General features: G+C 70.0%; 14 protein-coding genes. 13 read left to right on the forward strand and 1 reads right to left on the reverse strand.

What is annotated here, in order from left to right:
- Positions 1–219: 219 nt before the first annotated feature.
- The 8 genes from ACWDO5_RS30785 (at position 220) to pssA (ending at position 8,477) form a co-directional block, all read left to right on the forward strand.
- On the forward strand, positions 220–501 hold the full coding sequence (locus ACWDO5_RS30785; RefSeq protein WP_450533737.1) for a hypothetical protein: 282 nt from the start codon (positions 220–222) through the stop codon (positions 499–501).
- Positions 502–746: 245 nt separating this feature from the next.
- Complete coding sequence (ccrA, locus tag ACWDO5_RS30790) at positions 747–2,084, forward strand: crotonyl-CoA carboxylase/reductase (RefSeq protein ID WP_450533723.1); 1,338 nt, start codon at positions 747–749, stop codon at positions 2,082–2,084.
- A gap of 10 nt (positions 2,085–2,094) precedes the next feature.
- On the forward strand, positions 2,095–4,107 hold the full coding sequence (locus ACWDO5_RS30795) for a protein meaA (RefSeq protein WP_450533724.1): 2,013 nt from the start codon (positions 2,095–2,097) through the stop codon (positions 4,105–4,107).
- Positions 4,104–5,069 carry an HpcH/HpaI aldolase/citrate lyase family protein gene (locus tag ACWDO5_RS30800; RefSeq protein WP_450533725.1) on the forward strand — a complete coding sequence of 322 codons (966 nt, stop codon included), beginning with the start codon at positions 4,104–4,106 and terminating at the stop codon, positions 5,067–5,069. Before ACWDO5_RS30795 ends, ACWDO5_RS30800 begins: the two co-directional genes overlap by 4 nt.
- Positions 5,070–5,074: 5 nt before the next feature.
- On the forward strand, positions 5,075–5,602 hold the full coding sequence (locus ACWDO5_RS30805; RefSeq protein WP_450533727.1) for a MaoC family dehydratase: 528 nt from the start codon (positions 5,075–5,077) through the stop codon (positions 5,600–5,602).
- A 2-nt stretch (positions 5,603–5,604) separates the two neighbouring features.
- Complete coding sequence (locus tag ACWDO5_RS30810) at positions 5,605–6,810, forward strand: acyl-CoA dehydrogenase family protein (RefSeq protein ID WP_450533728.1); 1,206 nt, start codon at positions 5,605–5,607, stop codon at positions 6,808–6,810.
- A 169-nt stretch (positions 6,811–6,979) separates the two neighbouring features.
- A complete protein-coding gene (locus ACWDO5_RS30815; RefSeq protein WP_307660262.1) occupies positions 6,980–7,627 on the forward strand; it encodes a phosphatidylserine decarboxylase in 648 nt (215 codons plus the stop codon).
- A complete protein-coding gene (gene pssA / locus ACWDO5_RS30820) occupies positions 7,620–8,477 on the forward strand; it encodes a CDP-diacylglycerol--serine O-phosphatidyltransferase (RefSeq protein ID WP_307660263.1) in 858 nt (285 codons plus the stop codon). The genes ACWDO5_RS30815 and pssA overlap by 8 nt, the downstream gene beginning before the upstream one ends.
- Before the next feature lie 275 nt (positions 8,478–8,752).
- Here pssA and ACWDO5_RS30825 read toward each other — a convergent pair whose 3' ends face one another.
- Positions 8,753–9,907, reverse strand: coding sequence for a glycerate kinase (locus tag ACWDO5_RS30825; protein ID WP_450533730.1), 1,155 nt, complete (start codon positions 9,905–9,907; stop codon positions 8,753–8,755).
- Between the two features lie 128 nt (positions 9,908–10,035).
- Between ACWDO5_RS30825 and ACWDO5_RS30830 the strand changes: the two genes are divergently transcribed.
- From ACWDO5_RS30830 to ACWDO5_RS30850, 5 genes are all read left to right on the forward strand, one after another.
- Positions 10,036–11,106 (forward strand): ADP-ribosylglycohydrolase family protein, encoded by a 1,071-nt coding sequence (locus tag ACWDO5_RS30830; RefSeq protein ID WP_450533731.1) that lies wholly within the window; start codon positions 10,036–10,038, stop codon positions 11,104–11,106.
- 45 nt (positions 11,107–11,151) lie between these two features.
- Complete coding sequence (locus ACWDO5_RS30835) at positions 11,152–11,568, forward strand: CU044_2847 family protein (protein WP_450533732.1); 417 nt, start codon at positions 11,152–11,154, stop codon at positions 11,566–11,568.
- The gene (locus ACWDO5_RS30840) at positions 11,568–13,742 is read left to right on the forward strand and encodes a VMAP-C domain-containing protein (protein WP_450533733.1); all 2,175 of its coding nucleotides are present in this window, start codon (positions 11,568–11,570) and stop codon (positions 13,740–13,742) included. Before ACWDO5_RS30835 ends, ACWDO5_RS30840 begins: the two co-directional genes overlap by 1 nt.
- Positions 13,739–14,719, forward strand: a complete 981-nt coding sequence (locus tag ACWDO5_RS30845; RefSeq protein WP_450533734.1) for an AAA family ATPase — start codon at positions 13,739–13,741, stop codon at positions 14,717–14,719. The genes ACWDO5_RS30840 and ACWDO5_RS30845 overlap by 4 nt, the downstream gene beginning before the upstream one ends.
- Before the next feature lie 5 nt (positions 14,720–14,724).
- On the forward strand, positions 14,725–18,448 hold a 3,724-nt coding region (locus ACWDO5_RS30850; RefSeq protein WP_450533736.1), incomplete at its 3' end, for an SAV_2336 N-terminal domain-related protein.

Consider the following 18,448-nt stretch of genomic DNA (forward strand, 5'->3'; position numbering starts at 1 on the left):
CCGTCACGTGCGCGGCGGGACCGATGCCGACCGTGAGCCGGTTGGCGGCCGCGGCGAACGCCATGTTGACGTCGATGCCGACCGCGTACGTCTTGCCGAAGGCCGTACCGCCGCAGGCGTCAGCCCGCGCCGCCCCGCTGCCTGCGCGCCGTCCGCGCCGGGTCGAACGCCGCCGCGAGACCCGGGTCCAGCCTGCTGCGCGCGGCGGAGCGGCTCGGGGTGCACCGCAACACGCTGCTGTACCGGCTGGACAAGATCGATCAGCTGTCGGGGCAGCGGGTGCGCGAGCCGGGGGGCGATCGCGCTCTATCTGGCGTGCCTGGGGGATCTGCTGGACACCCGGCCCGAGTAAAAGCTGAGCGCGCACAAGAGAACACGAAACGTAACTACAACCCCTCCCAGGGCGTACCGTTGTTGCTCATACGTGCCGGCGAGATGACATGTGAGAGAGATTGTTGGCACCCAGTGTCTTGCGAGCTGGCACAGCGTGCCATACGTTGAAGGGGTCCGGGCGGCCGGCGTGCAGAGACCATTCGTACGTCGGCTGTCCCCGCAAACCATCGTGTATGCGCGCCCGGACGCCTGCGTCACAGGCAACTCCCCCTCGCTTCGCTGGGGGGGGACCCCCATCTGCGCCCACCAGCGCTGCCACAGCACCACCCGCCGAACCGACGGCACACCTCCACAGCAGCAGCACCCCGACGTTCCCCTCAGCGTTCCCGCAACGCGCTTCGCCGGAGGCACCCGTGAAGGAAATCCTGGACGCGATCCAGTCGCCGGACAGCACGCCCGCCGACTTCGCCGCACTGCCCATCCCCGACTCGTACCGCGCGGTGACCGTGCACAAGGACGAGGTCGAGATGTTCGCCGGCCTCGAAACCCGCGAGAAGGACCCCCGCAAGTCCCTCCATGTCGAGGACGTGCAGGTGCCCGAGCTCGGCCCGGGCGAGGCCCTGGTGGCAGTCATGGCCAGTTCGGTGAACTACAACTCCGTCTGGACGTCGATCTTCGAGCCGATGCCCACCTTCGGCTTCCTGGAGCGGTACGGAAAGCTCTCCGAGCTCACCAAGCGGCACGATCTGCCGTACCACGTCATCGGCTCCGATCTCTCGGGTGTCGTACTGCGCACAGGCCCGGGCGTGAACGCCTGGAAGCCCGGCGACGAGGTTGTCGCGCACTGTCTGTCCGTCGAGCTGGAGTCGTCCGACGGTCACAACGACACGATGCTCGACCCCGAGCAGCGGATCTGGGGCTTCGAGACCAATTTCGGCGGTCTGGCGGAGGTCGCGCTGGTCAAGTCCAATCAGCTGATGCCCAAGCCCCAGCACCTGAGCTGGGAGGAGGCGGCAGCGCCCGGTCTCGTCAACTCCACCGCCTACCGCCAGCTCGTCTCGCGCAACGGCGCGGGCATGAAGCAGGGCGACAACGTCCTGGTCTGGGGCGCGAGCGGCGGACTCGGTTCGTACGCCACCCAGTTCGCGCTGGCGGGCGGCGCCAACCCGATCTGCGTGGTCTCCAGCCCGCAGAAGGCGGACATCTGCCGCGCGATGGGCGCCGAGGCGATCATCGACCGCAACGCCGAGGACTACAAGTTCTGGAAGGACGAGCACAACCAGGACCCGCGCGAGTGGCAGCGCTTCGGCAAGCGGATCCGTGAACTCACCGGCGGCGAGGACGTGGACATCGTCTTCGAGCACCCGGGCCGCGAGACCTTCGGCGCCAGCGTGTACGTGACCCGCAAGGGCGGCACGATCGTCACCTGCGCGTCGACGTCGGGCTACAACCACGAGTACGACAACCGCTACCTGTGGATGTCACTGAAGAAGATCGTGGGCTCGCACTTCGCCAACTACCGCGAGGCGTGGGAGGCCAACCGGCTTGTCGCCAAGGGCAAGATCCACCCGACGCTGTCGAAGGTCTACTCGCTCGACTACACCGGCCAGGCGGCCTACGACGTGCACCGCAACCTCCACCAGGGCAAGGTCGGCGTGCTCGCCCTCGCTCCGCGCGAGGGTCTGGGCGTGCGCGACGAGGAGCTCCGCGAGAAGCACATCGACGCCATCAACCGCTTCAGGAATGTCTGAGGTTTCCTAGATGACTGAGCGTCAGAAGGACCGTCCCTGGCTCATGCGGACGTACGCCGGTCACTCGACCGCCGAGGCGTCCAATGAGCTCTACCGGCTGGGCCTCGCCAAGGGCCAGACCGGCCTGTCCGTCGCATTCGACCTGCCGACACAGACGGGCTACGACCCCGACCACATCCTCGCCCGCGGCGAGGTCGGCCGGGTCGGGGTCCCCGTCTCGCACCTCGGCGACATGCGGCGGCTGTTCCAGGACATCCCGCTGGAACAGATGAACACCTCGATGACGATCAACGCCACAGCGATGTGGCTGCTGGCGCTCTACCAGGTGGTCGCCGAGGAGCAGGGCGTAGACATCACCAAGCTCCAGGGGACGACGCAGAACGACATCGTCAAGGAGTATCTGTCGCGCGGGACGCATGTCTTCCCGCCCGGTCCTTCGCTGCGCCTGACCACCGACATGATCACGTACACGGTGGCCAACATCCCCAAATGGAACCCGATCAACATCTGCAGCTACCACCTGCAGGAGGCGGGAGCCACTCCGGTCCAGGAGATCTCGTACGCGATGTCCACCGCGATCGCCGTGCTGGACGCGGTTCGGGACTCCGGCCAGGTGCCCGCCGAGAAATTCGGCGATGTGGTCGCGCGTATCTCCTTCTTCGTGAACGCGGGCGTCCGCTTCATCGAGGAGATGTGCAAGATGCGCGCTTTCGGCCGCATCTGGGACCAGGTCACCCGCGAGCGGTACGGCATCGAGGACGAAAAGCAGCGCCGCTTCCGCTACGGAGTCCAGGTCAACTCCCTCGGTCTGACCGAGGCCCAGCCGGAGAACAACGTCCAGCGCATCGTCCTCGAGATGCTGGCCGTCACCCTCTCCAAGGACGCACGCGCCCGGGCCGTACAACTCCCCGCCTGGAACGAGGCGTTGGGGCTCCCGCGCCCCTGGGACCAGCAGTGGTCGCTCCGTATCCAGCAGGTGCTGGCGCACGAGAGCGACCTGCTGGAGTACGAGGACATCTTCGCGGGCTCGCACGTCATCGAGGCCAGGGTGGACTCCCTGGTCACCGAGTGCCTCGCCGAGATCGGCCGGATCCAGGAGATGGGCGGCGCGATGGCGGCCGTCGAGTCCGGCTATCTCAAGTCGCAGCTGGTCTCCTCGCACGCCGAGCGCCGCGCCAGGATCGAGGCCGGCGACGAGAAGATCGTCGGCGTCAATATCTTCGAGACCACCGAGGAGAACCCGCTCACCGCGGATCTCGACACGGCGATCATGACGGTCGATCCGGCGAACGAGGCGCGCGTCGTCACAAAGCTCCACGAGTGGTGCGACAACCGTGACGAGGCCAGGGCGACGGATGCCCTGGCCGCGCTGAAGAATGCTGCCGCGGGGTCGGAGAATCTCATGGCCGCGACCGTGGAGTGCGCCCGTGCGGGTGTCACGACCGGCGAGTGGTCGTGGGCGCTGCGGGATGTCTTCGGCGAGTTCCGCGCGCCGACGGGTGTCTCCAGCGCACCCGTCGCGGTGACCGCCGAGGCAGGCACGCCCCTCGCTGTCGTACGGGAGAAGGTGTCCCGGACGGCCGATGAGCTCGGCTCCGGAAGGCTGCGGCTGCTGGTCGGCAAGCCCGGCCTCGACGGGCACTCCAACGGCGCCGAGCAGATCGCCGTACGCGCCCGCGACGCGGGCTTCGAGGTGGTCTATCAGGGCATACGGCTGACACCCGAGCAGATCGTCAACGCCGCCCTCGCGGAGGACGTGCACTGCGTGGGACTCTCCATCCTGTCCGGTTCGCACGCCGAGCTGGTGCCGGATGTGCTTGACCGGCTGCGCGAGGCCGGCGCGGCAGACATTCCGGTGATCGTCGGCGGGATCATCCCGAACGCCGACGCCGCCGATCTGAAGGCGGCGGGTGTTGCCGCCGTCTTCACCCCGAAGGACTTCGGCATCACCGAGATCATCGGCCGTATCGTCGACGAGATCCGGAAAGCGAACAAGCTCGACCCTCTGGAGGTCCCCGCATGACAACCCCCGTGAACCGTCTGCGCCCGCGCCGCTCGTGCCTCGCGGTCCCCGGTTCGAACCCGCGCTTCCTGGAGAAGGCCCAGGGCCTCCCGGCCGACCAGGTATTCCTCGACCTGGAGGACGCGTGCGCACCCCTCGCGAAGCCGGAAGCCCGGCACACCATCGTGAAGTTCCTCAACGAGGGCGACTGGACCGGCAAGACCAGGGTTGTGCGGGTCAACGACTGGACCACCGAATGGACGTACCGCGACGTCGTCACGGTCGTCGAGGGCGCCGGGCAGAACCTCGACTGCATCATGCTGCCTAAGGTCCAGGACGCCCAGCAGGTCATCGCGCTCGACCTCCTCCTCACCCAGATCGAGAAGACGATGGGCTTCGAGGTCGGGAAGATCGGCATCGAGGCGCAGATCGAGAACGCCAAGGGCCTGGTCAACGTCGACGAGATCGCGGCCGCCTCGCCGCGTATCGAGACGATCATCTTCGGCCCGGCCGACTTCATGGCGTCGATCAACATGAAGTCCCTGGTCGTGGGCGAGCAGCCGCCCGGCTACCCGGCGGACGCGTACCACTACATCCTCATGCGGATCCTGATGGCCGCCCGGACCCACAACCTCCAGGCGATCGACGGGCCCTACCTGCAGATCAAGAACGTCGACGGTTTCCGCGAGGTCGCGGGCCGTGCGGCGGCTCTCGGCTACGACGGCAAGTGGGTGCTGCACCCCGGCCAGGTCGACGCGGCCAACGAGGTCTTCTCGCCCTCCCAGGAGGACTACGACCACGCCGAGCTGATCCTCGACGCCTACGAGTGGTGCACCTCGGAGGCGGGCGGCAAGAAGGGCTCGGCGATGCTCGGCGACGAGATGATCGACGAGGCCAGCCGCAAGATGGCGCTCGTCATCTCGGGCAAGGGGCGGGCCGCCGGCATGCAGCGCACCTCCAAGTTCGAAGCTCCGGAGGCGTAAGCATCATGCAGTTCGGCCGCACCTACGAAGAGTTCACCGTCGGGGACGTCTACAAGCACTGGCCCGGGAAGACGGTCACCGAGTACGACGACCACCTCTTCTGTCTGCTCACCATGAACCACCACCCCCTCCACATGGACACCAACTATGCGGAGAAGACGACGGACTTCGGCAAGAACGTCGTCGTGGGTAATTACATCTATTCGCTGCTCCTCGGCATGTCGGTCCCGGACGTCTCGGGCAAGGCCATCGCCAACCTGGAGATCGAGTCGCTCAAGCACCTCGCGCCGACCTTCCACGGCGACACGATCTACGGCGAGACGACGGTCCTCGACAAGACCCCGTCCCGCTCGAAGAGCGACCGCGGAATCGTCTATGTCGAGACCAAGGGCTACAAGCAGGACGGCACTCTCGTCTGCGTCTTCCGGCGCAAGGTGATGGTCCCGACCGAGACGTACATCAAGGAGCGCGGCGGCGAGCAGCCCGGCCGCCCGGAGCTGCTGGACACTCCGAAGAAGACGCAGGAGAAGTAACCATGAGCCGACTCGCCCAGACTCCCGGACTGACCGACGTCCAGCAGGAAATCCTGGCCACCGTGCGGGACTTCGTCGACAAGGAGATCCTCCCGGTCGCGACGGAGCTGGAGCACCGCGACGAGTACCCGACGCAGATCGTCGAAGGCCTCAAGGAGCTCGGCCTGTTCGGGCTGATGATTCCGGAGGAGTACGGCGGTCTGGGCGAGTCGCTGCTCACGTACGCGCTGTGCGTCGAGGAGATCGCCCGCGGCTGGATGTCGGTCTCGGGCATCATCAACACGCACTTCATCGTGGCGTACATGCTCAAGCAGCACGGCACGCAGGAGCAGAAGGACACCTTCCTGCCGCGGATGGCGCTGGGCGAGGTGCGCGGCGCGTTCTCGATGTCCGAGCCGGCTCTGGGCTCCGACGTGTCGGCCATCACGTCCAAGGGCGTCAAGGACGGCGACGACTATGTCCTTACTGGCCAGAAGATGTGGCTCACGAACGGCGGAACGTCCAATCTGGTCGCCGTTCTGTGCCGGAGTGACGAAGGACAGCCGGAGGGCACGGCCCCCCACAAGTCGATGACGACCTTCCTGGTGGAGAAGGAGCCCGGCTTCGGGGAGGTCCGCCCCGGTCTCACCATCCCGGGGAAGATCGACAAGATGGGTTACAAGGGCGTCGACACGACGGAACTCATCATGGACGGACTACGCATTCCGGCCAATCGGGTGCTTGGTGGCACCACCGGCCGAGGATTTTACCAAATGATGGACGGCGTCGAAGTCGGCCGCGTCAATGTCGCGGCCCGTGGCTGTGGCGTCGCACAGCGTGCCTTCGAGCTGGGCGTCTCATATGCCCAGCAGCGTCACACTTTCGGCAAGGCGATCGCTCAGCACCAGGCGATTCAGTTCAAGCTGGCCGAGATGGCTACCAAGGTCGAGGCCGCCCATGCGATGATGGTGAACGCAGCGCGCAAAAAGGACTCCGGGGAGCGAAACGACCTGGAGGCAGGGATGGCGAAGTACCTCGCCTCCGAGTACTGCAAAGAAGTCGTCGAGGATGCCTTCCGTATCCACGGCGGCTACGGCTTCTCCAAGGAGTACGAGATCGAGCGCCTCTACCGCGAGGCGCCGATGCTGCTGATCGGCGAAGGTACCGCCGAGATCCAGAAAATGATCATTGGTCGTCGGCTGCTCGAGGAGTACCGATTCCAGGGTTGATTGTCGCACTTGAGTCGGTACGGCCGCGAAGAGGATCACACCCTGTCATCATCTTCCGGCCGCCGACTCGGCCGTCGGCTTTCCCAGTTGTGGCTCACAACCGATAGCATCGCCCGAAAGCCGCCGTCCCCCGTTGCCAGCGCGGCATCATCCGCTACGAAGGTCATCCATGCCCCACAGCCAAACCTCTGCACCACGCGGCCGCGTCCGCCTTGCGCGCGGAGCATCGCCGTGGCTTCTGCCGACCGTCGCCACCGCTGCACTCAGCCTGGCCCGCTCGCGCCGATCGAGGCGCGCCGCGGCTATCGCCGTGCCCACCACCGCGCTTGCGGCGGGCATGCTGTGGTTCTTCCGCGACCCCGAGCGCGAGATCGCCCAGGGCCGGGTCATCTCCCCCGCCGACGGTGTGGTGCAGAGCATCATGCCGTGGAAGGACGGACGCACTCGCGTCGCGATCTTCATGAGCCCGCTGAACGTCCACGTCAACCGCGCCCCCCTCGCGGGCACGGTGACGTCCGTGGAGCACGTCCCCGGCGGTTTTGTGCCGGCGTTCAACAAGGAGAGCGAGAACAACGAGCGCGTTGTCTGGCACTTCGATACCGAGCTCGGCGACATCGAGATGGTGCAGATCGCGGGTGCCGTCGCCCGCCGCATCGTCCCGTACATCCCGCAGGGGACCAAGGTCGAGCAGGGCGAGCGCATTGGTCTGATTCGCTTCGGATCGCGCGTTGACATCTACCTTCCGGAAGGTGTCGACGTCGCTGTCGAGGTCGGTCAGACCACGACCGCGGGGGTGACTCGCATTGACCGTGATTGATCCTGACACACAGGCCGGCTGGGTCGCCGAGGCAGCGGACGAGGACGACGCGGAGGACATGCCGCTGTCGCTGCGGCTGTCAATAGCGGACACCCTCACACTCGGTAACGCCACGTGTGGCTTCATGGCGGTGTACTTCACCACCACCGGGATCCTCATCCCGCACCTCACCGGCAGCAACGAGAGCGGCATGGCGCGCAACAGCGCCGCCACCGCCGTGATCCTGATGCTGCTGGCGGCGATCTTCGATCTCTGTGACGGGCTCGTGGCGCGCAAGCTGCGCAGCTCGCCGATGGGTGCGGAGCTGGACAACCTCTCCGACCTGATCAGCTTCGGGCTGGCCCCCGCGTACTTCGTACTTGTGTACGGAATGGTCGCGGACGACGCCCAGCAGAAGGTCTCGGCGGTGGCCGCGATCGTCGTGCTACTGGCGGTGGTGCTGCGGCTTGCGAGATTCTCGTGCGTGACCATGAAGGACGGCATGTTCCAGGGCATGCCGAGCCCCTTCGGTGCGCTCACGGTCGTCTCGATCATCCTGCTCGAGCTGCCGTTCATCCCGACGCTGCTGGCGATCATCGGTACGGCATGGCTGATGGTGAGCCGGGTCGAGTACCCCAAGCCGCGGGGTGTCCTCGCGGTGGCGATGCTCGGCTGGATCGTCTCCGCGATGGGGATGCTGGCGGCGTGGGCGTTCGATGCTCCGGGCGGACAGGTGCTGCTCCAGACCGGCTGCGCACTGCAGATCGTGATGGCGGCGACGATCCCGCTCTTCGCGACGGCGCGCCGTGTGAACACGTTCCGCGACAACCGCCGCGAGAGCCGCGAGGCAAGGGCGGCTCAGCTCCCCTAGAGCAGTGCGCCAGGACAGTGCATACGCATGGCGAGGGCCCGGGTGCGATCCGCACCCGGGCCCTCGCCATGTCCCACATCTTCGGGGGCTCGGCGGGGCGGGCGGCGACACGGCTTACCGCCACCGGAACACGGTGTTCAACCGCCTGCGCCGGCTGGAGCAGCTGACGTCGAGGTCGTTGTCGCGCCCGCGGGACCTGATTCACGGGGTGCGAGCGCGGCGTCCGGGCTGCCCGGTCCCGGGGCTGGGAAAGACCCGCCCGCACCCAGACCCTCCTACCGCAGGAAATCCCTCGCGATGTTCTCCGCCACCCGCTCCAGCAGCGGCCCCGCCTCCGCCATGCTCCGTGCCGGGTCCGGCTCCAGTTCCGTCAAGGTGTACGCCCGCCGGATGCCCGCGCGGCCCAACGCCTCGGGCGGCAGCGCCAGACGGCCGCAGACCGCCACCACCTCGATGTTCTGCGCGCGGGCCGCCGCCGCCACCCCGGCCGGGGCCTTGCCGTGCAGGGTCTGTTCGTCGAGGGAACCCTCGCCCGTGATCACCAGCGTCGCCCGCGACAGCGCCGGGGCGAAGCCGAGCACGTCGAGCATGACCTCGATACCCGCCCGGAAGCTCGCGCCGAGGCCGACCAGCGCGCCGTAGCCGATCCCGCCCGCCGCGCCCGCGCCGGGCGAAAGCGCGTACCGGGCGGCCTTGGGGCCGACAGACTCCTCCAGGACGGACGCGTAATGGGCGAGCGCCGCGTCCAGCGTGGCGACATCCTCGGGGCTCGCGCCCTTCTGGGGGCCGTACACCGCCGGCGCCCCCTTCGGCCCCGTCAGCGGGTTGTCCACGTCGCTCGCGAGGACCAGCTCCACGTCCTTGAAGCGCGGGTCGAGGCCGGACAGGTCCGCGGACGCCAGGTCGCGCAGACCGCCGCCGCCCGGGCCGACCGGCTCGCCGGCCGCGTCCAGGAAGCGCGCGCCTAGCGCCGCCAGCATGCCCGCGCCGCCGTCCGTCGTCGCGCTGCCGCCGACGCCGAAGACGATCGTCCGCGCCCCCGCGTCGAGCGCGGCGCGCAGCAGCTCGCCCGAGCCGTACGTCGTCGAGGTGAGGGGCGCGAACACCCCCTCCGGGAGGTGCTGGAGGCCCGACGCCTCCGCCATCTCCACCACCGCGGTGCCGTCCCGCAGGGCGTACGCCGCCGTCAGGGGATCCCCGAGCGGCCCGGTCACCCGGACCTCACGGCGTTCGAATCCCGCCGCCACCGCCGCCGCGACCGTGCCGTCGCCACCGTCCGCGACGGGCAGTGTCTCGACCGCCAGACCGGGCACCACCCGCTGGAGGCCTGCCGTCACCCGCTCCGCGACCTGTACGGCCGTGAGCGAGCCCTTGAACTTGTCAGCCGCCACGAGCACATGCGCGGGCTGAATAACTGCTCCGTCCGTCACCTTGCCATCCCTTGCTTTCGAACAGGCAGTCGCGCCCCCCCGACCCTATCCGCCCGGTCAGAGTGCGTGCCACCCCCCATGCCCTCACCCACCGCGCAGATCCGCCGGCATTTCGGTAAACCGGACCTATGGGCCTACCTCACTCGGAGCTCGCCGACCGGATCCACGGCGGCTGGCTGGGCAGAGTCACCGGCAACATGCTCGGCAAGCCCGTCGAGCGCGGCGACTACTGGACCCGCGAGCGCATCGACCGCTATCTGCGCCGCACCGACGCCCTCCCGCTCACCGACTACCTTCCCGAGCCCCCGCCGGACGCCGACGACTTCGAACTGCGTCCCGAATGGCGCCAGTGTGTAAGGGGCCGGATCCACGGCAGTTGCCGCGACGACGACGTGGACTACACCATCCTCGGCCTTCATCTTCTCGAGACCCACGGCTTCGGCTTCACCACCGAGCAGGTGGGCGACGGGTGGCTGCTGCACCTCCCGGTCCTGCAGACGTTCACCGCCGAGCGGGCCGCCTACCGCAACCTCGCGAACGGCCTCAAACCCCCGCTCACCGCCTCCCACGACAATCCCTACCAGGAGTGGATCGGGGCCCTCATCCGCGCCGACATCTTCGGCTGGACCTGCCCCGGCTCCCCGCACCGCGCCGCGACGCTCGCCCGCCGCGACGCGGTCCTCTCGCACACCGGCAACGGCGTGTACGGCGCGATGTGGGCGGCCGCCCTGATCTCCGCCGCCTTCACCGCGAACAGCCCGCGCGAGGCGATCGAGACGGCACTGGAACACATCCCCCCGGGCTGCCGCCTCGCCCGCGCGGTACGCCACACCGCCGCTCTGCACGCCTCCGGAACACCCTGGTCCGACACGCTCACCGAGATGGCCGCGGAGACGGGCCACCTGGGCTGGATCCACACCGTTCCGAACGCCGCCGTCATCACGGCCGGACTGCTGTACGGCGCCGGCGACTTCACCTCCACCATCAGCCTCACGGTCCGCGGCGGACTGGACACCGACTCCAACGGAGCGACGGCGGGCTCGGTGGCAGGTGTGCTGTGCGGCGCCTCCGCCGTCCCCGCACACTGGACGGACCCCTTGGAGGACCGGGTGCGCAGTGCGGTGTTCGGGTTCGACGGCGTAAGGATCAGTGAACTGGCGGAGCGTACGGTGCGGTTGGCGGCGGCCTTTGCAGGTTGACGCGAAACCGCTCCGTCGGGGGTGCTTGATCGGCACAATGGCCAGATGGCTGAGTACATGGAGCTTGCGCTGTCGGACGGTTCACAGGTGCGCCTCGAGCTGTCCGGGGCCGGAGAGCCGCTCGCCGTACCGTCTCAGAGCGGCGGCAAGGCCGATCTGCCGGAAGGGTTCGGTGCGGCCAAGCCCGTGGCAAGCGGCTCCGGCCGGGCGGTGACACGCGCCGCCGACGCGCTGCGCACGGCGCTGCGCCCGCTCGGTCCGCTGCTGGACGAGGTCCACGGCGCGGTGTCGGCGTCCGAGAACCCGCCGCAGGAGATCACCGTGGCGTTCGGCGTCGAGATCGGACAGGATCTCAAGCTGGGCATCGTCGGTGCCAACGGCAAGGCCACCATGAGCATTTCGGCGACCTGGCAGACCGGGAGCGCCACGCGGTCCACGCAGAACGGGACACCACGGCGCTGATGGGCTGGTTCAGAAGGCCGACGGCCGCCGCGCCCCGTATCTCCGTACTGCATGACGGCGCGTCCACCGCCGTCGGCGGCGCCGCACTGCTCTCCGCCCGGCGCGTGGTGACCTGCGCGCATGTCGTCAATGACGCGCTGGGCCGAGATCTGTACGCCGCGGCCCCGCCGGTTGCCGATGCGCTGCGCCTCGCCTTCCACGGTCCGGGCGCGGCCCAGCACCGCACTGCACGGCTCTCGGTGTGGGTGCCGCCGCAGTGGGGCTCGTCCTCGATGGTCTGGCAGGGCGATCTCGCCGTACTGGAACTCGACGAGCCCGCCCCTCCATGGCTGAGTCCCGTCGTCTGGCGCGACATGGCCGAGGGACAGGCCCTGCGGGCATGGCACGGCGGCGGTGAGGCCATCGCCTTTGCCGACACCGAAGTGAAGCTCCAGGAGGGCCGGGTCGGCTATCTGGACGGGCAGCTGTCCGGTGCCGCGATCGGCCCCGGCTTCAGCGGCGGCCCGCTGTGGGCGACGGACGACGCCACGGTCGTGGGCCTGGTCGTGGCTCATGTGATGCCCGGCGACGGGCCCATGAGCCCGCAGACCACGGTACGGCGCAGCTGGGCCGTGCCGTGGCAGGCCATCCGGGAGGAGCTGGAGCGGGTGGGAGCCGCCGACACGGTCGCCGAGTGCACTGTGAACGAGAGATACGGGACGTACGCGACAGCGGTGTGCGAAGGCAGCTCCGCGGCAGCCGGCTTCACGGCCGAGCTGTGGTCGCTGCTCGGCGATCCAGTGCGCCGGGCGCAGCACGCCCGCACGCTGGCGGCCCGGCTCGGCTACGAGCCTCCGGCCGGTGATTCCGCCCCGTCCGTAGAGGAGTTGGCGCAGCTGCTCGCCTCGGAGGAACGCGCGCTCGCGACGCTCACCGAGTCGCTGGCGCACGCCGTCCAGGACGGCCCTGCCCGCGCCGGGCTCGACCGGCTCCTCGCCCTGGGCCGGCTGACCGGCCCGGCACGGCTGCTCTCCCACGACGAACACCGGTTTCTCTTACGGGAGTTGACACCGGTCGTCGTCACGGACGCCACGCTGCTGCCACGTGCCGCCCGCGAGGCGCTGCGGTACATCACCCCGCCCAGGTCGCTGGGCGGCGCCAGGCTGAATCCGCGGGACCTCGAGGCTGCGGTGACGGAGCTGGAGGCGTACCGCGGCGGCGGGCAGCCGGCGGACGGCACCTCGCCGGTGCCTGCCCTGCTCACCCTGGTCGAGTATGTGGCGGCGGGCACCGTGCCGCCGGTGCGCGAAGCCCTGCACGCCTGGTCCGAGCGGGTCGCGACACGGCTCGGCTGCCACCCGGCCGCGCTGTATCAGCGCCGCACGGACGCCGCCGCCTGGGCCGCGTACCGCCCCTCCCCCGTCGTCCGTCTGGTCGCCGAGATATCCGGACCGCCCGACCGGTTCCGCTGCGCGCTGTGGGAGGTGCGCAAGGACGGCGCGACGGCCTCGCTCGTCACCGCGGACCGGACCCGCGACGCCGGCGAGATCGCCCGGCTGATCCGTGAGGCGGCGGAGAACGCCCGGGACGACGGCGGTCAGGGCGTCACCCATGTGGACATCGTCGTCGACCGGGACGGGCTGCAGCTGCCCTTCGACGAGTGGGAGGCGGCCAGTGGGGTGGAGTATCTGCCACGGATCCCGCTCGGGGTGAAGTTCCGCATCGCGCTGCGCTGCCCGGAGGTGAGCGCCCGCGCGCCGCGCCGCGAGGCCGAGCTGCGCCGCCGCTGGGAGAGCGCCCACACCGGCCCGCTCGTCGTCGACGAGGGCTGCGCCTCACCGGAGAAGGTGTACGCGCTGCTGGAGACCAGCCACCGGGACACCGCGCAGGTCGTCCTGCACGGCCCCCGCGCGCCGCGCGAAACGCTGCTCCAGCTCTGTCTGGCTCTTGGTGTCCCGGTGGTCCTGTGGGACCGGGAGGCGGAGAGCCATGACCACGCCCACCGGCTCGACGACATCGCACCCGCCGGGCCGCTGCATCAACTCCTCGAGCGCATCCAGCACTTCAGGGCAGACCAGTACGGCGCGAGCGCTCCTTCGCCCGCCCGGCCCTCGCTGGTGTGGGAGAACACGGAGCTGCCACTGCCGGGCGGGCTCGAACTGCTTGACCCCGCGGAAGGAACGGACATCCGATGAATCGTGATCGAGACAACCAGGGCGACGGGGACTGGAGGCTGTTCCGCGGCGACGGGCAGGCTCGTACCGTCGATTTCCCCGAGGCCCCGCCGTGGCGCCGCTTCGACACTCCGTCCTCGACGCCGGCGGATGCGCAGCCCCCGCTGCCGTATCTGATCGGGCGCGCCGAGGCCGATGTCGTCAACGCCGCGCTGCATTTGCGACGCCCGCTGCTGGTGACCGGCCAGCCCGGCACCGGCAAGTCGTCGCTGGCACACGCCGTCGCGCACGAGCTGCGGCTCGGCCGGGTGCTGCACTGGCCGGTCAACAGCCGGAGCACCCTGCAGGACGCGCTCTACCGCTACGACGCGATCGGCCGGCTCCGTGAGTCGAACCTCCGGCACGAGGGCGGCGAGGTCTCCGAGGAGCTGGGCATCGGCTCGTACGTACGGCTCGGACCGCTCGGCACGGCGCTGGTGCCGGGGGCGCGCCCGCGCGTCCTGCTCGTCGACGAGCTCGACAAGGGGGACGTCGATCTCCCCAACGATCTGCTGAACGTCTTCGAGGAAGGGGAGTTCGAGATCCCCGAGCTGGCCCGGCTGCCGCAGGACCAGGCATCGGTCCGGGTGATGACGGCCGACCCCGACTCCTGGACCGAGGTGGTCAGGGGCCGGGTGCGCTGCTCGGAGTTCCCCGTCGTCGTCATCACCAGCAACGGCGAGCGCGACTTCCCTCCCGCATTTCTGCGCCGCTGTGTACGGCTCGCTCTGCCGGAACCCGACGAGGACCGGCTGCTCGCCATCGTCCGCGCCCATCTGGGCTCCCCGGATCTGGACGGCCACGACGAGCTGCTGCGGGCCTTCCTGGCGCGGCGGGCCCGCGGCGAACTCGCCACCGACCAGCTGCTGAACGCGGTGTTCCTGCGCAAGGGCGGGGTCGACCTGGACGCGGACGGGCTGCTCGACGCCGTACTGCACCGGCTCGGCGGGACGGTGTAGCGCGGGTGTGGAGCGAGCTGCGGCGGATCCTGGCGGACGGCGGGGCGGAGTTGTCCCACGAGGAGCTCCTGGATTCGCTGTGGCTGGCCGGGCGGCTGCCGGCGGGAGCGTCGTCGGTACTGGCTCAGGCGGTCGACGTCGCCGAGCCGGGGCTGCAGCAGGTCCCTTCATCTCGCGAGACCGCTCCCCTGCCGTGGGGGCAGGCGGCACCGGACAGCAGATACGCGACGGGGGCTCCGGGCGGCAGGCCCGCGGTCACGGGGCCCCAGGCCGCCGACGCGTACTCCCGGACGGCGCAGCCCGCCACGGACCACGGCTCTGCCGTACACGCCGCACCTGCCGGACGGCAGCGCCCGTCCGCGCGAGGCGACCGCCCCGCCACCCCTGTGCGCTCCCCGGAGCAGAAGGCGCTGGGCGCCGTCGAGCTGCGCCTCGGCCGTGCGCTGCGCCCGCTCAAGCAGCTGCGCCCCGACCGCAGGGAGTGGGAGCTGGACGAGCCCGCCACCGTGACGGCGATGGCCGAGACGGGGCTGCCCGACGCGGTGATGCGTCCCGGCCGCGCCCGCTGGCTGGATCTGGTGCTGCTCGTCGACGACGGGGTGTCGATGCTGCTTTGGCAGCGGCTCGCGACCGAAACGCGGCTGCTGATGGAGCGCAGCGGCGCCTTCCGCGACGTACGGGTGTACGGGCTGGACAGCCGCAGCCCTGAGGCTCCCCTGCTCGGCCGCCGCCCGTACGAACAGGACAGCGCCCCGCTGGCCGCCTCCGCAGTCACCGACCCGGCGGGCCACACCCTGTTGCTCGTCATCAGCGACGGCGTGGGCGCGGCATGGCGGGACGGCCGGATGCACACGGCACTGGAGCGCACCGCGCGGGTAGGTCCGACGGCCGTGCTGCACGCGCTGCCCGAGCGGCTGTGGGAGGGCTCCGGCATCCGCGCCGAGGAGTGGGAGGTCACGACCCGCAGGCGTGGTGCACCCAACCACACCTGGCTGGTCTCGGACCCGGTTCTGCCACCCGAACTCGCCCCGTACGACGGGGTTCCAGTGCCGGTGCTGGCACCGACTCCGGAATCCCTGGGCACCTGGGCCCGGTTGGTCGGTTCGCCGGGCACATCGGCGGTCCTGCCACTGCTCGCGTCCCGTACGTCCACCCGCCCTTACGCGGCCACGCGCGCGCCCGGCGGGGACGGCCTGCTGCGCTTTCGCAGAGCGGCCTCCCCCCAGGCGTACCGTCTCGCGGCCCATCTCGCGGCTGTCGCCCCGGTCTCGGTGCCCGCCATGCGGCTGGTGCAGGACGCGCTGGGCCCCGAGGTCGACACGGGTCATCTGGCGGAGGTGTTCCTGGGCGGGCTGATGCGCCGTACGGACGGGGAGGATCTGCTGCCGCAGCACCGGGGCTTCGATTTCGCGGAGGACACCCGGCGCATCCTGCTGGACACGCTTCCGGCGGGTGATCTCGTACGGACCACCCGCGCGGTCACCGCCCGGCTCGCCGAACTCGCCGACCGCCCGGCGGACTTCCCCGCCTGGCTGCCCCGTCCATCGGGGACGGACCGGCTGCCGGCGGACGCACATCCCTTCGGGTGGATGGACGAGCGGCTGCTGCGGCGGCTGGGGGTCCCGCCGGTGGCAGCGCAGCCACCCGTGGCGCCGCCGTCGTTCGTGGACGCTCCCGGCTCGAACTGGCGGTCGCTGGACCCGGGTTACCCGACAACGGCGGGCCCGTACCGGCTGTTCGCCCGGAACCAGCGGGGCTGGCCACAGATGGGGCTGTATCTGGGGACCTCCGAGCAGCAACCGGGGTACGCCGTGATCCGCGTCCCGGAGATGAATCGAAACTGGGCTGCCGCGCTGGTGATGACCGAGGCGGAGGCCCTGGCGCGCATGGACGGCGTGTACGCACCGCGGCTGCTCGGCCACGACGCCACATCGGCGCCCGCCTGGATCGCCACCTCGTACGCCCGGGACAAGCGCTCCTTAGGTCCGGCGCCCAATCTGCGCTCCCTGGTCGACCGCCGAGGGGCTCTGGTGGGAATGGAGTTCGTATCCGTGGGGAGACAGCTCGCGAACGGTCTCGCACAGGCGCACCGCAAGGGCGTCATCCACGGCTCCCTGATTCCCAACTGCATCCTGGTCGTGGGACAGGAGGTCCAGATCACCGGGTGGATGACCGCGTCCCTCGACGGTGCACACAGCCCATACCGGGCGATCCTGCGCCAGAAGCCCGAGTACCGGGCGCCCGAGCTCCGCAGCGCCGACGATGAGCCCAGCGAAGCCGCCGATGTGTATGCCATGGGGAGGATCCTGCTGGCGGCGGCATCAGGCAGCTGGGACTACGATCCGGCTGAGGAACTGCGCTCCCTCTCCTGGCCGGCCCCCGACCGCCGTCCCGGCGTCGTCCGCGAACTCCTGCGACGCTGCGTCGCGCCCGATCCCGCGGACCGGCCCACACCGGAAGAACTGCTGCAAGCCTTCGACGCCAGAGCCCATGACCAGCCCGTCCCACCCCTGCGCGCCACGCAGCTCGGCGTGGGCGACGACGGCCGGCCGGTGCTCCTGGACCTCAACGACCGGGAGTACGGCGGCGAGGGCCCGCACGCGCTGCTGACCGGTCCTGCGGTCCGGGACCGGCACCGGATGCTCGCCACCGTCGTCCGCGGCCTGGCGGAGGCGAACCCCGCGGAGGCCGTCACCCTCGTCTGCGCCTGGCACGGTGACTCCGAGCCCCTGGCCGCGCTCGCGGCGTTTCCGCAGGTGAAGTGGGCTCAGGATCTCACCGCACGGTCGGACGCACTGCCCGAACTACGTGAACTGCTGCGCACGGAGACGCACAAACGAGGCTCGCCGGTACCCCTTCCCCGGCTCGTAGTCGTCCTGGACGACTACGAGCGAATCCGGAGTTCCGTCCCGGAGTTGGACATCGTTGAGGCACTCACGACCATCCGGGGCCAGGGTGTTCACGTCCTCGTCGCGGACCATCCCGACCGTCGCGCCCCCAGCATCGGCATCGGCTCCCTCACGTGCCACATCGAGCTCACCAACCCCCGTGGCCACGGCGTTCTCCACGACGGCGTGACCCTACCCGTCCCGTTCCGCCCCAGGCCGCTCTCCCCCGAGCAGCAGGCGGCCGAACTCGACGCCGAGCACGGCCGCGGCGTCGAGCATCTGCGGCAGGGCGAATGGGGAGAGGCGCATGCCGTGCTCAGCGCTGTCGCCTCCGCGCGGCTGGCGCTGCTCGGCCGGGCCCATCCGGCCACACTCATGTCCCGCTACGAACGGGGTTTCGCGCTGCTCGGACTCGGCCAGTACCGGGAGGCCCTGGTCGAGTTCCAGACCGTCGAGGAGGGCAGGTCGGCGGCCTTCGGCCCGTACCACCCCGACACTCTGGACGTACGCCAGCAGACCGCCTTCACCCTCGGGCTGCTGGGCCGGCACCGGGAAGCCCTGTCCCTCTACAACGAAGTACTGACCCGGCGGATGCAGATGCAGGGCGCCCGGCACCCCGACACCCTGCGCTGCCAGCACAACGTGGCTTTCGCCCTGGGCGCCCTCGGCCGGCACCGGGAGGCGTACGAACTGGTCGCCCAAGTCCTCTCCGCCCGGATCGCGGGGGGGGGGGGGGGGGGGGCCCCCCCCCCGGGGCCGCCCCCCCCGGCGGCGCCCAGCCCGGTCAGGGATCACCCCACGACACAACAACACGAACAAACACAGAGTGCACGGTTTACGT

The sequence above is a fragment of the Streptomyces sp. NPDC000880 genome (assembly GCF_053599675.1).

Coding starts and splice junctions, on each gene's coding strand:
- ACWDO5_RS30815 (WP_307660262.1), top strand. CDS start 6,980: ATGCCCCACAGCCAAACCTCTGCACCACGCGGCCGCGTCCGCCTTGCG.
- ACWDO5_RS30830 (WP_450533731.1), top strand. CDS start 10,036: ATGGGCCTACCTCACTCGGAGCTCGCCGACCGGATCCACGGCGGCTGG.
- ACWDO5_RS30805 (WP_450533727.1), top strand. CDS start 5,075: ATGCAGTTCGGCCGCACCTACGAAGAGTTCACCGTCGGGGACGTCTAC.
- ACWDO5_RS30840 (WP_450533733.1), top strand. CDS start 11,568: ATGGGCTGGTTCAGAAGGCCGACGGCCGCCGCGCCCCGTATCTCCGTA.
- ACWDO5_RS30845 (WP_450533734.1), top strand. CDS start 13,739: ATGAATCGTGATCGAGACAACCAGGGCGACGGGGACTGGAGGCTGTTC.
- ACWDO5_RS30795 (WP_450533724.1), top strand. CDS start 2,095: ATGACTGAGCGTCAGAAGGACCGTCCCTGGCTCATGCGGACGTACGCC.
- ACWDO5_RS30835 (WP_450533732.1), top strand. CDS start 11,152: ATGGCTGAGTACATGGAGCTTGCGCTGTCGGACGGTTCACAGGTGCGC.
- ACWDO5_RS30810 (WP_450533728.1), top strand. CDS start 5,605: ATGAGCCGACTCGCCCAGACTCCCGGACTGACCGACGTCCAGCAGGAA.
- ACWDO5_RS30800 (WP_450533725.1), top strand. CDS start 4,104: ATGACAACCCCCGTGAACCGTCTGCGCCCGCGCCGCTCGTGCCTCGCG.